The organism is Pseudomonas sp. S04 (assembly GCF_009834545.1).
GTDB lineage: Bacteria > Pseudomonadota > Gammaproteobacteria > Pseudomonadales > Pseudomonadaceae > Aquipseudomonas.
Genome location: NZ_CP019427.1, coordinates 5,360,062 through 5,375,875 on the forward strand (window position 1 = coordinate 5,360,062; position 15,814 = coordinate 5,375,875).

General features: G+C 61.6%; 15 protein-coding genes. 10 read left to right on the forward strand and 5 right to left on the reverse strand.

Annotation, left to right across the window (positions count from 1 at the left end):
* Positions 1-264 precede the first annotated feature (264 nt).
* Together PspS04_RS23935 and PspS04_RS23940 are read left to right on the forward strand one after the other, a co-directional pair.
* Positions 265-744, forward strand: a complete 480-nt coding sequence (locus PspS04_RS23935; protein WP_095166364.1) for an Lrp/AsnC family transcriptional regulator — start codon at positions 265-267, stop codon at positions 742-744.
* Positions 745-879: 135 nt separating this feature from the next.
* A complete protein-coding gene (locus PspS04_RS23940) occupies positions 880-1,089 on the forward strand; it encodes a DUF2788 domain-containing protein (RefSeq protein WP_095166363.1) in 210 nt (69 codons plus the stop codon).
* On the opposite strand, the gene PspS04_RS23945 is transcribed toward PspS04_RS23940, so the two are convergent.
* The 4 genes from PspS04_RS23945 to PspS04_RS23960 form a co-directional block, all read right to left on the reverse strand.
* Complete coding sequence (locus PspS04_RS23945; protein ID WP_174244640.1) at positions 1,084-1,650, reverse strand: pseudouridine synthase; 567 nt, start codon at positions 1,648-1,650, stop codon at positions 1,084-1,086. The genes PspS04_RS23940 and PspS04_RS23945 overlap by 6 nt on opposite strands.
* A 131-nt stretch (positions 1,651-1,781) precedes the next feature.
* A complete protein-coding gene (gene amn / locus PspS04_RS23950; protein WP_162530213.1) occupies positions 1,782-3,281 on the reverse strand; it encodes an AMP nucleosidase in 1,500 nt (499 codons plus the stop codon).
* Between the two features lie 176 nt (positions 3,282-3,457).
* Entirely contained in the window at positions 3,458-5,107 is a 1,650-nt protein-coding gene (locus PspS04_RS23955; RefSeq protein WP_159998110.1) for an acyl-CoA dehydrogenase family protein, read from the reverse strand.
* A 73-nt stretch (positions 5,108-5,180) separates the two neighbouring features.
* Entirely contained in the window at positions 5,181-7,562 is a 2,382-nt protein-coding gene (locus tag PspS04_RS23960) for a 7TM diverse intracellular signaling domain-containing protein (RefSeq protein ID WP_159998112.1), read from the reverse strand.
* A 325-nt stretch (positions 7,563-7,887) separates the two neighbouring features.
* On the opposite strand from PspS04_RS23960, the gene PspS04_RS23965 reads away from it, so the two are divergent.
* The 4 genes from PspS04_RS23965 to PspS04_RS23980 all read left to right on the forward strand — a co-directional run bounded on the left by PspS04_RS23965 (position 7,888) and on the right by PspS04_RS23980 (position 11,408).
* Positions 7,888-8,685 carry a hydroxymethylpyrimidine/phosphomethylpyrimidine kinase gene (locus tag PspS04_RS23965; protein ID WP_095166340.1) on the forward strand — a complete coding sequence of 266 codons (798 nt, stop codon included), beginning with the start codon at positions 7,888-7,890 and terminating at the stop codon, positions 8,683-8,685.
* An 18-nt stretch (positions 8,686-8,703) separates the two neighbouring features.
* Positions 8,704-9,327: a thiamine phosphate synthase gene (gene thiE, locus PspS04_RS23970; protein ID WP_095166338.1), complete on the forward strand. Its 624-nt coding sequence runs from the start codon at positions 8,704-8,706 to the stop codon at positions 9,325-9,327.
* A gap of 18 nt (positions 9,328-9,345) precedes the next feature.
* A complete protein-coding gene (gene hemL / locus PspS04_RS23975; RefSeq protein ID WP_159998114.1) occupies positions 9,346-10,629 on the forward strand; it encodes a glutamate-1-semialdehyde 2,1-aminomutase in 1,284 nt (427 codons plus the stop codon).
* Between the two features lie 224 nt (positions 10,630-10,853).
* Positions 10,854-11,408: a tetratricopeptide repeat protein gene (locus PspS04_RS23980; protein ID WP_095166334.1), complete on the forward strand. Its 555-nt coding sequence runs from the start codon at positions 10,854-10,856 to the stop codon at positions 11,406-11,408.
* Positions 11,409-11,527: 119 nt separating this feature from the next.
* Here PspS04_RS23980 and PspS04_RS23985 read toward each other — a convergent pair whose 3' ends face one another.
* Positions 11,528-11,857, reverse strand: coding sequence for a DUF1820 family protein (locus PspS04_RS23985; RefSeq protein ID WP_003185742.1), 330 nt, complete (start codon positions 11,855-11,857; stop codon positions 11,528-11,530).
* Between the two features lie 135 nt (positions 11,858-11,992).
* On the opposite strand from PspS04_RS23985, the gene miaB reads away from it, so the two are divergent.
* From miaB to PspS04_RS24005, 4 genes are all read left to right on the forward strand, one after another.
* A complete protein-coding gene (miaB, locus tag PspS04_RS23990) occupies positions 11,993-13,321 on the forward strand; it encodes a tRNA (N6-isopentenyl adenosine(37)-C2)-methylthiotransferase MiaB (RefSeq protein WP_095166623.1) in 1,329 nt (442 codons plus the stop codon).
* A 145-nt stretch (positions 13,322-13,466) separates the two neighbouring features.
* Positions 13,467-14,471, forward strand: a complete 1,005-nt coding sequence (locus PspS04_RS23995; RefSeq protein ID WP_159998116.1) for a PhoH family protein — start codon at positions 13,467-13,469, stop codon at positions 14,469-14,471.
* Positions 14,464-14,958, forward strand: coding sequence for an rRNA maturation RNase YbeY (ybeY, locus tag PspS04_RS24000; RefSeq protein WP_095166332.1), 495 nt, complete (start codon positions 14,464-14,466; stop codon positions 14,956-14,958). The genes PspS04_RS23995 and ybeY overlap by 8 nt, the downstream gene beginning before the upstream one ends.
* A gap of 5 nt (positions 14,959-14,963) precedes the next feature.
* Positions 14,964-15,803 (forward strand): HlyC/CorC family transporter, encoded by an 840-nt coding sequence (locus PspS04_RS24005; protein ID WP_016773041.1) that lies wholly within the window; start codon positions 14,964-14,966, stop codon positions 15,801-15,803.
* Positions 15,804-15,814: the final 11 nt, after the last annotated feature.

The window sequence follows — 15,814 nt, forward strand, 5'->3', positions numbered from 1 at the left end:
GCTTTTGACGCCGGCTCACCTCACTCCGTCTTCTGGACAGTGTGTAGCCCGGGGGCCAACTCGCCTCCTGTGGGAGGGGTGGCCGCGGCTGGCCTGATTCGGCGGGCCGCTGTGGACTGTTTGTCCGGGCAGTGATTCTGGTAATAAGAATAGGCCTGAGGCCACGGCAGAGGATTGCGAATATTGCTCAAATAAACATAACTTGCGCAATTTTTCACCCCTGATAGATAATCCACCGCAATTGTTAAGACAAAGGCCTGTTTCATGAGCAAACTCGACCGATACGACTTGAGCATTTTGGCGGAATTGCAGCGCGACGCACGCATCTCCAATCAGGAGCTGGCCGAGCGCATCGGCCTTTCGCCCTCGCCTTGTTCGCGGCGGGTCAAACAGTTGGAGGACGATGGCTACATCAGCCGCCAGGTCGCCCTGCTCGACCGCAAGCTGCTCGGCTTGAGCCTGACGGCCTACGTATTGATCGGCATGGACCGCCACACTCCCGAGCGCTTCGAAAATTTCGAGGCCGCCATTCGCACCCTGCCCCAGGTACTGGAGTGCAGCCTGGTGACCGGGATGGACGCCGACTACCAGCTCAAGGTGGTGGTGCCGGACATGGACCATTACCAGAAACTGCTGCTCGGCCACCTGACCCGGATTGAAGGGGTGACCAGTGTGCGCTCCAGCTTCGTGCTCAACCAGGTATTGAACAGTACCGAGTTGCCGTTGACCCATTTGCGCGGCTAAGTACGCCATCGCGGGCAAGCCTTGCACCTACGGGGCGCAAGGCTGCGGCACACCGACGCAGGTCAATGCCCCGCCGCGCGCCCTTGGCGTATACTCCCCCGGCCTTTTTTGCCCTGCGCACGCTGGAGATGTTCGATGGATCCTGCACTGTTGGAAGAGTGGATGATGACCGGCCTGGTCAGCATCCTGATCATTTTCATGGGTTTCATCGTCTGGGACCTGGCAAAGAAATCCAAGGCCGGACGTTTCGGCTCGTTCATCCTGTTCTTTGTGCTGGGCCTGGGTGTGGCGGCATTCATCATCAAGAGCGTGGTAATTGGCCTGATCGAATCCGGCACTTTATAAGCGCGCCGGCACTTCCTTCCACTGGCCCTGGTCGAGCCCCTCGAGCGTCCAGTCGCCGATTCGCACGCGCACCAGGCGCAAGGTCGGCAAGCCCACTGCCGCGGTCATGCGCCGCACCTGGCGGTTGCGCCCCTCACGAATCACCAACTCCAGCCAACTGGTCGGCACGCTTTTACGAAAGCGTACCGGCGGGTTGCGTGGCCACAGCTCCGGCGTTTCCAGCTGACGCGCCTCAGCGGGCAAGGTCATGCCGTCATTGAGCTCGACACCGTCACGCAAGCGCTGCAACTGCTCGGCCGACGGCTCGCCTTCGACCTGCACCCAATAAGTCTTGGCCAACTTGTGCTTGGGGTCGGCAATCCGCGCCTGCAACTGGCCATCGTTGGTCAGCAACAGCAGCCCTTCGCTATCACGGTCCAGGCGGCCGGCCGGGTAGATCCCGGGAATCTCGAGGTAATCCTTGAGCGTCGCCCGCCCTTCGCCATCACTGAATTGCGTCAGCACATCGAAGGGTTTGTTGAACAGAATCAGTTTCGGTTCAGCCGGCGGCGCTTTGGCCACGCGGCGCGGGCCTGCGGGGGCAGCACCTGGGCGACGGGAAGGAGGACGAGGACGGGACATGGCAAACACAACATCTAACGGTCAGGGCTGCCCATGCTAGTGCCCCGACCGTCAAATGACCACGATAACAATCAGCGGAACGGCGGCTCGTCAAAGCTGCGCAGTTTGCGCGAGTGCAATGAGTTGAGCTCGGTGCGCAGTAGATCCACCGCGGCGATGCCGATTTTCAAGTGCTGGCTGACCGCACGCTCATAAAAAGCGTTGGCCGAACCCGGCAGCTTGATTTCACTGTGCAGCGGCTTGTCCGAGACACACAGCAACGTGCCATACGGCACCCGCAGACGATAACCCTGGGCGGCGATGGTGCCGCTTTCCATGTCCACCGCCACGGCCCGCGACAGGTTGATCAACGGTCGTTCCTGGGCCCAACGCAATTCCCAGTTACGGTCGTCGTAGGTCAGCACGGTACCGGTGCGCAGGCGTTTTTTCAGGTCATCGCCCTTCTCGCCCGTGACGTTGGCAGCCGCCTGTTGCAGCGCCATTTGCACTTCGGCCAGCGCCGGGATCGGAATGTTCGGCGGCACCACCCGGTCGAGAATCCCGTCGCGCCGCATGTAGGCGTGGGCCAGCACGTAGTCGCCGATCGTCTGCGATTGGCGCAGGCCACCGCAGTGCCCGATCATCAGCCAGCAGTGCGGACGCAGCACAGCCAGGTGGTCGGTGATGTTCTTCGCGTTGGACGGGCCGACACCAATGTTGACCAGGGTCACGCCATGCCCGTCGGACGCCAGCAAGTGGTAGGCCGGCATCTGGTAACGGTGCCAGACCACACCTGCGGCAATGGCCGAGGCTTCGCCGTGATCCATGCTCTTTTCGATGATCACGTTGCCCGGCAGCACCATGCGCACAAAGCGCGGGTCGCTGCGCAATTGCTCCAGGCCATGGACGATGAACTGGTCGACATAACGATGGTAGTTGGTCAGCAGGATCCACGGCTGCACATGCCGCCAGTCGCTGCCGGTGTAGTGCACCAGGCGGCGCAGGGAGAAGTCGACCCGCGCGGCGTCGAACAGGGCCAGAGGCAGCGGATCGGTATTTTCCCAATCGTACAGGCCGTCGGCGATGCCATCGGTGGCCGCCGACAGGTCGGTGCTCGGGAACACCCGCGCCAGCACCGCGGCGGTCACGCCGGAGCCGGCCAGTTCATCGCCCTGCTCGACCACATAGGGGTACGGGATATTCTGCTGGCTGACACCCACTTCCACCGTCACGGTGAAGTCGTGCATCAAGGGCACCAGTTGCTCCAGCAAGTACTTACGAAACGCCGCCGGATGGGTGACGGTGACGCTGTAGGTCCCCGGCAACTGCACCTTGGCGTAAGCCCGGGTGGTCTGTGGGACTTCGCCCTGGCACAGGTAGGTCAGGCGCAATTCCGGGTAGCGGAACATCGCACGCTGTTCGGCATCGGGTTCGATGCGGTCTTTCAGATAACGCTTGAGCGCCTGGTTCAACGCCGTAGTGGCTCGCTCGTGCAGCGCGGCGAGCCGGTCCACGGCTTGTTCAGCGGTTTGAACGACAATAAAGGCTTCGGTCACGATCAGCTTCCTGTGTTCTGGCTTGCAGGCCTTCATCTTGCCTGCAACGTTGCTTCACGGGAACAGTGGCGTGTTGGTTACGCTTCAATTCCGGAACACTGGAAATCCTGTGGGAGCGGGCTTGCCCGCGATTGCGGTGTGTCAGGCAACATTGATGTTGAATGTTTGATCGCAATCGCGAGCAAGCTCGCTCCCACAGGGCTTTGTTGTGGTCAGTAGCGCTGCGGGGTCGAACGGGCGACGATGGCTTCCACATCCAGACCTCGCGGCAACGCACCGTAAACCCGGCCTCCACCGTTCAGGCGACTGGCGATAAAGGCGTCGCTGACGCTGGCATTGCCCGCCTCGAGCAACAACTTGGCCTGCAGGCCCAGGGCAATGTCCTCGGTCAGTTGGCGGGCGCGGTATTGGATGTCGCTGGTGTCCTTGAACGCCGCCTGCAACTGCTGGATGTGCGTGGCCAGGCGTTTGTCGCCATGCCCGTCGCCCAGTTCGCTGAACAGTGCATCGAGCACTCCGGGCTCTTTGGACAGGGCACGCAGCACGTCCAGGCACTGCACGTTACCGGAACCTTCCCACGTCGAGTTCACCGGCGCCTCACGGTACAGGCGCGGCAGGATGCTTTCCTCGACATAACCGGCGCCGCCCATGCACTCGGCAGCTTCATTGATCATGGCCGGGGCGCGCTTGCAGATCCAGTACTTGCCCACCGCTGTCACCAGCCGGGCGAACTTGGCTTCCTGGGAGTCATCCAGTTGATCCAGCGCCTGCCCCATGCGCAGGCTCAAGGCCAGGGCGGCCTCGCTTTCCAGCGCCAGGTCGGCGAGCACGTTCTGCATCAGCGGCTGTTCGCTGAGAAACTTGCCACCCACCTGGCGGTGGGCGCAGTGATGGCTGGCCTGAGTCAGCGCCTGGCGCATCAAGGCACTGGAGCCGACCATGCAATCAAAACGGGTCATGGCGACCATTTCGATAATGGTCGGTACGCCACGCCCCTCCTCGCCGATCATCCACGCCAGCGCCCCACGAAACTCGACTTCACTGGACGCATTGGAGCAATTGCCCAGTTTGTTTTTCAGGCGCTGGATGTAGAACTGGTTCCGCGTGTCATCCGGTCGATGGCGCGGCAGCAGGAAGCAGGTCAGGCCCTTGTCGGTCTGGGCCAGGGTCAGGAAGGCGTCGCACATCGGTGCCGAGCAGAACCATTTATGGCCCACCAGTTCATACGCCTGGCCCGGACCGGCCGCACCGACTGGATACGCCTTGGTGGTATTGGCCCGCACGTCGGTGCCGCCCTGCTTCTCGGTCATCGCCATGCCGATCGTGACGCCGGCCTTGTGGGCCATGCCGACATTGCGCGGGTCATACTCGCGGGCGAGGACTTTCGGCAGCCATTGCCGGGCGATGTCCGGCTGCAGACGCAAGGCGGGCACGCTGGCGAACGTCATGGTCAGCGGGCAGCCACTGCCGGCTTCGGCCTGGCTGTGCAGGTACGTCATGGAGGCCCGGGCAACATGGGCGCCGGCCTGTGGATCGGTCCAGGGCAAGGACGTCAGCCCGTGCTCGACCGCAGCCCGCATCAGTTCATGGTAAGCCGGGTGAAACTCCACCAGGTCGATGCGATGACCATACCGATCATGGCTGCAGAACAGCGGCTTGTTCTGGTTGGCCAAAAACCCCGCGGCCATCAACGGACCACCGGCCAAGGCACCATAGGCGTCGATTCGCGACTCGGCCCAACCCGCCCCGAAACGCCGCGACCACTCTTGCAGCGGCAGGTCGACGCGGTACAGGTTGACCCCGTCCAGGGAGGGTGGCTGATTGGTGACTTCGTGGGTTTCGGCGAACTGGTGCAGGTTCATGGCGGGCCTCCTTGGGTCAGCGAAGACCCTCAGTTAAGCACCCTGCCACCCCCTCACAAAGTGGCATATACGCCTAAATGCCGGCGCTTTCACCTTGCTGCTGGCAAAGTAACCGACGATGCAGCACCGCCTGCAACTCTTCGAATTTCACCGGTTTGCTCAGGCAATCAGTCAGCCCGGCCTCGAAGTCCAGGCTGGTGGTGGCCACCGCAGCCAGCACCGCAACGTTGGCGTAGCCCGGCAGCGCACGGATCTGCTCGCACATCGTCTGCCCCGCCAGCGCGGGCATCGGACTGTCCAGCAGCACCGCATCAAAATACTCCCGGCGCAAGCACTCCAGCGCGGCGGGGGCGCTGTCGACACTGCGCACCCGATAGCCGAGCTTGAGCAACATGCCGCGCACCACCAGTTGATTGATACTGTCGTCGTCGACCAACAACACCCGGCAATCCTGGGGGTCGCGCACGCTCACCAGGTCCTGGCCGTGACGCACGGTAGCGGTGCTCGGCGGCAGCGTCACCACCTCGAACTCGACATCCAGCTGAAACCGGCTGCCACGCCCAGGTTCAGAGCGGTGGGTCAGGCGCCCGCCGATCAACTCGACCAATTGCCGACAGATCGCCAACCCCACTCCCAGGCCGCCGTACTCGCGGGTCATGGAACCGTCGAGCTGGAAAAAGCGCTGATACATGGTCGCCTCGCCCAGGTCAGTAAAGCCGATGCCGGTGTCGATTACGGCAAAGGACAACGCCTGGCGCCCGGCTTCAGCCGGCTTGCCGCTGACCCGCAACGCCAACCCGCCGACGTGGGTGAACTTGATCGAGTTGTCCAGCAGGCACTCCAGGCACTGCACCAGCTTGGCGCTGTCACCGTGCAGGCGATCGGGCAAGCCCTGGGCCAGCTCAACCTTGAAATCCAGGGCCTTGCTCGCGGCATTGGCGGCGAACTGCTGGTGCAGGCCATCGACCACCGAACGCAGGCTGAACGACTCCGGGTAGGCCTTGAGGCGCCCGGCCTGCAACTCGGTCAGGGTCAGGATGCCGTTGACCATGCGCATCATGTCCCGGGCCGAACCGGCGGCGGTCTGCTGATACTGCTCCAGCTCCGGATCCATCTCGACGGTCTGCATCAACTCCAGCGAACCGATCACCCCATTCATCGGCGTGCGCAGTTCGTGGGTCAGGGTCGCCAGGAACTCATCCTTGAGCTGGTTACTGTGGGCCAGTTGCTGGTTCAACACTTCCAGCTTCTGCCCGGCATCGAACAATGTCTGTGCCTGCTGCTCGCGCATGGTGTTGATGCGGTCAGCCAGGGCCAGGGACAGCAATGCGACCTCAATCGCCGAACCGATCTGGCTGGCGTACATGGTCAGGAACACGTTAGGCAGGTAGCCCAGCACCATCAGCGTATTGACGATGCCGCCGAGCAGGAACGCCGACCAGGCGATGATGAAATAGCGTGCTACCCGCAGGCCGCGCCACCAGGCGAAAATCCCCGCCGAGAAAATCACCACGGTGAAGATCAGCGCCAATGCCGTGGCCAGGCGCAGGGCCAGGGCATAGCTGGTCATCAACGACAGGCCGACCACCACCGCGCTGCAGGCCACCAGCGTCAATAGCAGGCGATCGAACCAGCGACTGTGACTGGAGGTTTGCAGGAAACTGCGGGCGAACTGGCTGCCGAACAGCGCCGCGCAGCCGATGAAAAACGGTGTCGAGGCGTTGGCCCACCAAGGGTTGTTCGGCCAGAAGTACTCCACCGCCGCCCCGTTCACCGAGAGCTGGTACAGGCCGAACGAGGCGATATAGAAGATGTAATAGAGGTAGCTGGTGTCGCGCACGCTGAGGTAGATGAACAGGTTATAGACCAGCATCCCCAGCAGGACCCCGTAAATCAGCCCGAGGATATACAGGCGCACCGGCTGGTCTTCCAGATAGGCCGTACTCGACCACAGCGCCAGCGGCGCCTGGATCGAACCCTGGCTTTGCAGGCGCAGGTAGACGGTCTTCTGTTCATTGGCCACGAAGGGCAAGTCAAACAGGTAGTTGTTCTGGCGAATTTCCCGGGTGGCGAACGGCAAGGCGTCACCGGTGCGCTGCTTGAGCTGATAATTCCCAGTGCCATCGGGCAGGTACAGGTCGACGTGATCCAGGGGTGGGTACGCCAACTCCAGCAGCCAGGTACGCAGGACCTCGGGATTGCTCGGGCGGTAATGCAGGTCGATCTTCAGCCAGAACACCGAACGGGAGTAACCGGCATTCAGGGTGGCTTTGTGGTGGGGGCTGAAATGACCGGCCGCCGCTTGGGCCTGGACGTCTTTGATGCTCGCAGTGCCGGCGACATCCTCGTACACCTGCATGATCCGACCCAAGGGGAGCTTTTGGGTGAACTCATCAAAGTCCGCTGCGCTCGCCAACATGGGCAAACTCAACAGCAACATCAGCAAATAGCGCATAAAGCCCCAGCATGGCCTGTCCGGTGCGTCAGGAAGCCCCCCCATTTCCTTTTGAGCAGACGTCGAACCGATACAACCTGTTATTGGTTTGGATCCACTCTAGCATAGCCGCTGGTGGCGTTTGAACACCATTGAAATTTTTAGTTTGAAGGCTCTAGAACGGGCCTTTCGGCGGAACAGAGCGGTCAATACCTGAAGATCCAGTCAGATTATGAGGATCATCCCTAACCGCCCGCCGCTGCCACGAGCCCACGCGGCTGGCAGCAAGTCCTGGCGTGCTGCCAGGCGCACCGAAAAAACGTGTTTGGTGGTAAGCTCGCGCACCATGAATATCTACAGCTCTCGCCCCGTTGTCCTCTGTCTCTCCGGCCACGACCCAAGTGGTGGCGCCGGCTTGCAGGCAGATATCGAAGCCCTGCTGGCTCAGGGTTGTCATGCGGCCCCGGCCGTCACTGCCCTGACCGTGCAAGACACCGTCAATGTCAGTGATTTCCGCGTCCTCGATCGTGAGTGGGTACTGGCCCAGGCCAATGCCGTCCTCAACGACTCGCAGGTTGCGGCGGTCAAGCTGGGCATGCTCGGCTCACTGGAAATGGTCGACACCGTGGTCGAACTGCTCCAGGCGCATCCGCACCTGCCCGTGGTCTGCGACCCGGTGCTGCGCGCCGGCGGCGGCGGACGCCTGGGCAAGGACGAAGTCGGCTACGCCATGCGCGAGCGCCTGCTGCCATTGGCGATCATCGCCACCCCTAACCTTCCTGAAGCCCGGATCCTGGCTGAACTGCCAGACGGCAGCGCCGACCAGTGCGCAGAAAAACTCCTGCCCTACGTCAAACACTTGCTGATTACCGGTGGGCATGGCGACGAACATCAAGTACACAATCGCCTCTACAGCCGCGACGGTCACCGCGAAACCTTTACCTGCCAGCGCCTGCCCGGCAGCTACCACGGATCCGGATGCACCCTGGCCAGCGCCCTGGCCGGTCGCCTGGCCCAGGGCGAACACCTCGCCAGCGCGGTGAAGTCGGCACTGGACTACACGTGGCGCACCCTGCGTGACGCCGAACAACTGGGCAAAGGCCAGTTTGTTCCGCGCCGCCTGCCGCTGGATTTTTGCTCGTAACGCCATGAGGCTTGCCCGATGAAATTACGTGGTCTGTACGCCATTACCGACAGTCAGTTACTGGCCGGCAAGTTCCTGCCCTATGTGCAAGCGGCACTGGAGGGTGGCGTGACCTTGCTGCAGTACCGCGACAAAAGCACCGACGAGGCGCGCCGCCTGCGCGAAGCCGAAGCCCTGCGCGGCCTGTGCGAGCGCTACAAGACCCAGTTGATCATCAACGACGACGCCGAACTGGCCGCACGCCTGGGCGTCGGCGTGCACCTGGGGCAAACCGATGGCCCGCTGACCCCGGCCCGGGCGCTGCTGGGTCGCCAGGCGATCATCGGCTCGACCTGTCACGCGCAGATCGAGCTGGCCGAACAAGCGGCCAAGGAAGGTGCCAGTTATGTCGCCTTCGGCCGCTTTTTCAACTCCAACACCAAACCCGGCGCACCGACCTGCAGCCTCGAACTGCTCGACCAGGCCCGCGCCCGGCTACACCTGCCGATCTGTGCGATCGGCGGTATCACCCTGGACAACGCCGCCCCGCTGGTGGCCCATGGGGTCGACCTGCTGGCCGTGGTGCATGGCCTGTTCGGCGCCGACAGCACGAGCGAAGTGACCCGCCGCGCGCGCGCCTTCAACGCATTGTTCAATTCCTGAATTTTTGAGAGCCCTACCATGTCTCGTTCCGAAATCCTGTTTGCCAACGCCCAGAAACACATTCCCGGCGGCGTGAATTCGCCCGTACGTGCATTCAAGAGCGTGGGCGGCACCCCGCTGTTCTTCAAGCACGCTGAAGGCGCCTACGTGACAGACGAAGACGACAAGCGCTATGTCGACTACGTCGGCTCCTGGGGCCCGATGATTCTCGGCCACAGCCACCCAGAAGTGCTGGACGCTGTGCGCAAGCAACTGGAACACGGCCTGTCCTACGGCGCCCCAACGGCGATGGAAACCGAAATGGCCGACCTGGTCTGCTCGATCGTGCCGTCGATGGAAATGGTGCGCATGGTCAGCTCCGGCACCGAAGCGACCATGAGCGCGATTCGCCTGGCCCGTGGTTTCACGGGCCGTGACAGCATCATCAAGTTCGAAGGCTGCTACCACGGCCATTCCGACAGCCTGCTGGTCAAGGCCGGCTCGGGCCTGCTGACCCAAGGCGTGCCAAGTTCCGCTGGCGTACCCGCCGCCTTTGCCAAGCACACCCTGACCCTGCCGTTCAACGACATCGATGCGGTGGCCAAGATGCTCGGCGAAGTCGGCCAGGAAGTGGCGTGCATCATCGTCGAGCCGGTAGCCGGCAACATGAACTGCGTACCGCCGGCTCCGGGTTTCCTCGAAGGCCTGCGCAGCCTGTGCGACCAGCACGGCGTGGTGCTGATTTTCGACGAAGTGATGACCGGTTTCCGCGTGGCATTGGGCGGCGCCCAAGCGCACTACGGCGTGACTCCAGACCTGAGCACCTTCGGCAAGATCATCGGCGGCGGCATGCCGGTGGGTTGCTTCGGCGGCAAGCGCGAAATCATGTCGCACATTGCCCCGCTGGGTCCGGTCTACCAGGCTGGCACCCTGTCGGGTAACCCGCTGGCCATGGCGGCCGGCCTGACCACCCTGCGCCTGATCAGCCGTCCGGGCTTCCACGCCGAACTCAGCGACTACACCAGCCGCCTGCTCGATGGCCTGCAACAGCGTGCCGATGCCGCGGGCATCCCATTCGTCACGACCCAGGCGGGTGGCATGTTCGGCCTGTACTTCAGTGGCGCCGACGACATCGTGACCTTTGACGACGTCATGGCCAGCGATGCCAACCTGTTCAAGCGTTTCTTCCACCTGATGCTCGAAGGCGGCGTGTACCTGGCGCCAAGCGCCTTCGAGGCAGGCTTCACCTCGATCGCCCACGGCGACGCCGAGTTGCAGTTGACCCTGGACGCGGCCGAGCGAGCATTTGCCGCGCTGAAGTAAGCCAAAACCGCTGACGTCGACCTCGGTCGACGTCAGCTTTATCCTACATTGCTGTCTTTTTGCTGCTACGACTATCCAAGTTGCCGCTAAAAGCGGTAGATATAGTTCCCGCGCGGCAGAAAAACGAGTAAAGACTTTGTAAGGAAGGTCCTGCTTATTTCATAATGCGCGCTTATTGGATCCCTCGATGGGTCCGCGCGCCCTTCAGAGGTAAGTCGATTCCCATGAACCGCACCGGCCGCACCCTTGCATTGGGCTGCCTGTTGCTCCTTCAGCCGCTGCTCGCGCACGCACAAGCCGGCGGCAACTCGTTGTTGATCCCGGCAATGGGTCGTTGCACCCTCAATACCCAGCCTGAAGACCTGAAGGAGGCCCTTGAAGCCTGCCAGAAAGCGTCGGACGCCGGGGATGCGGAAGCGCAATACGAGTTGGGCGAGTTCTACTACGACGGTAAAAATGCACCGCGCGACCTCAATCAAGCCCTGAGCTACTTCGAAAAGGCCTCCCTGCAAGGCCACGCCCAGGCGCAATTCAAACTCGGCACCATGTTCTTCCACGGCGAAGGCGTGCCCGCCAATAACGTCCAGGCCTATATCGTGCTGAAAATGGCTGCGGTCAACGGCGCCGAAGATGCGCTGGACACGGCCGACGAAGTCGCCGAGCACATGCAACGCGATGAACTGGAAGTCGCCACCCAGGTGCTGGGGCAGATTTTCCGCAAATACCTGATGGAGCTGCAAAGCGCGGATGGGCGTACGCCGTTCTCGCCGCTGCCGTAAGCCTTCACTGACCTGTCTGGCCCCATTGCGAGCAGGCTCGCTCCCACAAACAGTGTGTTCACAGAAGACCCGCTGTGGGAGCTAGTCTGCTAGCGATGAAGACGACGCGGTGTTAAGGCTTACTTCTCAGGCATCGGCATCGGAAACGGCATGACATTGCCGACCGCGCCACGGGCTTCGCTGATTTTTGGCGTGCCCAGGCGCTCGACCTCGTCGATGCGCACAATCGAATGCATCGGCACAAAACTGCGCACCACGCCTTCGAACTGCGCCTTGAGCTTCTCTTCGCTCGGATCGACGACCACTTGCGTGCGCTCGCCAAAGACGAACTCTTCCACTTCCAGGAAGCCCCACAGATCGCTTTGATAGATCTGCTTGGCGTACATTTCGAACACCTGGCCCTGGTTGAGGAAAATCACCTTGTAGATTGGAGCTTCACGTTTGGTCATGGTGGGCGGGTAACACATCGAGGGATAAAAATGAGGGCGCGAACTATAGCATAGCCGCTGGACGCACGACGGTAGGAACCTGAGGACTTGTTCCCTATAATGCGCGGTTCTTTGAATCACGTGATGACCCCGTCCATGGCCAAGAAGCTTTACATCGAAACCCACGGTTGCCAGATGAACGAGTACGACAGCTCGCGCATGGTTGATCTGCTGGGTGAACACCAGGCCCTGGAAGTGACTGCCCGCGCCGAAGACGCGGACGTGATTCTGCTCAACACCTGCTCGATCCGCGAACGTGCCCAGGACCGGGTGTACTCCCAGTTGGGCCGCTGGCGTGAGCTGAAGCTGGCCAACCCGGAGATGGTGATCGCCGTCGGCGGCTGCGTGGCCAGCCAGGAAGGCGCCGCCATCCGCGACCGCGCGCCCTATGTCGACGTGGTCTTCGGCCCGCAGACCCTGCACCGCCTGCCGGAAATGATCGACGCCGCGCGGATCACCAAACTGCCGCAGGTCGATGTCTCGTTTCCGGAAATCGAAAAATTCGACCATCTGCCCGAACCGCGCATCGACGGCCCGAGCGCCTATGTCTCGGTGATGGAAGGCTGCAGCAAGTACTGCACATTCTGCGTGGTGCCCTATACCCGTGGCGAAGAAGTCAGCCGACCGTTCGATGACGTGATCGCCGAGATCATTCACCTGGCCGAGAACGGCGTGCGTGAAGTGACCCTGCTGGGGCAGAACGTCAACGGTTATCGCGGCACCACCCACGACGGGCGCCTGGCAGACCTGGCCGAGCTGATCCGGGTGGTTGCCGCGGTCGATGGCATCGACCGCATCCGCTACACCACGTCCCATCCGCTGGAATTTTCCGACAGCCTGATCCAGGCTCACGCCGACGTGCCGGAGTTGGTCAAGCACCTGCACTTGCCGGTGCAATCGGGTTCGGACCGAATCCTTTCGGCCATGAAGCGCAACCACACTGCGCTTGAGTACAAGTCCAAGCTGCGCAAGTTACGCGCCGCCGTACCGGGCATCTGCATCAGCTCGGACTTCATCGTCGGCTTCCCGGGCGAAACCGAGAAAGACTTCGAACAGACCATGAAGCTGATCGAAGACGTTGGCTTCGATTTCTCCTACTCGTTCGTCTACAGCCAGCGCCCAGGCACCCCGGCCGCCGACCTCGCCGACGAGACGCCGGAAGAGCTGAAAAAACAGCGCCTGAACGCCCTGCAGCATCGCCTCAACCAGCAAGGCTTCGAAATCAGCCGACAAATGGTCGGATCGATCCAGCGGATCCTGGTCACCGATTACTCGAAAAAAGACCCTGGCGAACTGCAGGGGCGCACCGAGAACAACCGTATCGTCAACTTCCGCTGCGACACGCCAACCCTGATCGGCCAGTTCGCCGACGTGCACATCGACGCCGCACAGCCGCACTCGCTGCGAGGTTCGCTGATCCAATAACACCACATTCCCCTGTGGGAGCGAGCAAGCTCGCTCCCACAGGGGGAAGGTGTTCAACATTGGTCTGTATAAGAGCTTTCGCACCCAGGCCACTGGCGTTATCCTTGATTTCATCTTAATTGCCCAAGGGCGGCTGAAAACAACCTTGAACGCACCCATAGAACCGCATCGTTTCATCCTCGAGCCCTTTGAGGCTCACCGCTTCGCCAATCTGTGCGGGCAATTCGACGAGCATTTGCGCTTGATCGAACAGCGCCTGGCGATCGTGATCCGCAACCGCGGCAATCAGTTCGAACTGATCGGCGAGCTCAAGCACACCACCTCGGCGGAAAACCTGCTGCGCCGCCTCTACCGTGAAACCAAGGGTAGTGAGCTGTCGCCGGACATGGTTCACCTGTTCCTGCAGGAATCGGCCGTCGAAGAGCTGGAAAACCACGCCCCTGCCGAACCCGCCGTAGCCTTGCGCACCAAAAAAGGCATGATTCGCCCTCGCGGCTTGAATCAGCAGCGCTACGTGAAGGAAATCCTCGGTAACGATATCAACTTCGGGATCGGCCCAGCCGGTACCGGCAAGACCTACCTGGCTGTCGCCTGCGCGGTAGATGCCCTGGAGCGCGAGCAGATTCGCCGCATCCTGTTGGTGCGCCCGGCGGTCGAAGCTGGCGAGAAACTTGGTTTCCTGCCGGGCGACCTGTCGCAGAAGATCGACCCGTACCTGCGCCCCCTGTACGACGCCCTGTATGAAATGCTCGGCTTCGAATACGTGGCCAAGCTGATCGAACGCCAGGTCATCGAGGTCGCACCGCTGGCCTACATGCGTGGTCGCACCCTGAACAACAGCTTCATCATCCTCGACGAAAGCCAGAACACCACGGTGGAACAGATGAAGATGTTCCTGACCCGGATCGGCTTCGGGTCCACGGCGGTCATCACCGGTGACATCACCCAGGTCGACCTGCCCAAGGGCACCAAGTCCGGGCTCAACCACGTGATTGAAGTGCTCGAGGACGTACCGGGTATCAGCTTTACCCACTTCAAGCCCAAAGACGTCGTGCGCCACCCGCTGGTGCAGCGCATAGTCGAAGCCTATGAGCGCTTCGAGAATCGCGTTGCACCCGACTCCCCGAAGGACAACCGCCGCGATGCTTGAGCTTGACCTGCAGCTTGCCACCGAGGGCAACGCCCCCAGCGAAGCCCAATTCCGCCAATGGTGCGAGCTGGCCCTGCGCCAGCGCACGGCCGACTCGGAAATGACCATTCGCCTGGTCGATGAAGCCGAAGGCCGTGAGCTCAATCACACCTGGCGTCAGAAAGATTACGCAACCAACGTCCTGTCGTTCCCGGCCGACGTGCCCGACGAGTTTCTCGACATCCCACTGCTGGGCGATCTGGTGATCTGCGTGGCCGTGGTCGAGCGTGAAGCCGCCGAGCAAGGCAAGGCGCTGGACGCCCATTGGGCTCACCTGGTGATTCACGGCTGCTTGCATCTGCTTGGTTACGACCATATAGATGACGAGGAAGCCGAGGAAATGGAAGCACTGGAACGAACGTTGCTTGCCGAACTGGGTCATCCGGACCCTTACGCAGACGACGAAACCGAACTATCCCCTACTGTTACAACAAAGGATTCAGAGTAATCGCTATGAGCGAAGATCGATCGAGCAACGGGCAGAAGTCATGGCTGGGTAAGCTCACCCAGGCTTTTGCCCACGAGCCGAAGAACCGTCAGGAGCTCCTGGAGCTGCTGCGCGATGCCCATCAGAACAAGTTGCTGGACAGCGAAGCGCTGGCCATCGTCGAAGGCGCCATCCAGGTGGCTGACCTGCAAGTGCGCGACATCATGGTGCCGCGCTCGCAGATGGTCAGCATCAAGGCGACCCAGACTCCCCGTGAGTTCCTGCCAGCCGTGGTCGACTCGGCTCACTCGCGCTATCCGGTGATCGGCGAAAGCCACGATGACGTGATGGGCGTATTGCTGGCCAAGGACTTGCTGCCGTTGATCCTCAAGGAAAACGGCGACAGCTTCAACATCAAGGACCTGCTGCGCCCGGCCACTTTCGTGCCGGAGTCCAAGCGCCTGAATGTGCTGCTGCGTGAGTTCCGCGCCAACCATAACCACATGGCCATCGTCATCGACGAATACGGCGGAGTGGCGGGCCTGGTGACCATCGAAGACGTGCTGGAACAGATCGTCGGCGATATCGAGGACGAGCACGATGTCGAAGAAGACAGCTACATCAAGCCCCTGCCCAGCGGCGACTTCCTGATCAAGGCCCTGACGCCGATCGAGAACTTCAATGAGTTCTTCGACAGCGAATTCTCCGACGATGAGTTCGATACCGTAGGCGGCCTGGTGATGAGCGCGTTCGGGCATCTGCCAAAACGCAACGAAATCACGGAAATCGGCGCCTATCGCTTTCGCATCCTCAATGCCGACAGCCGTCGTATCCACTTGCTGCGCCTGACACCTATCGCCCGGTAACCCCTAAGGAT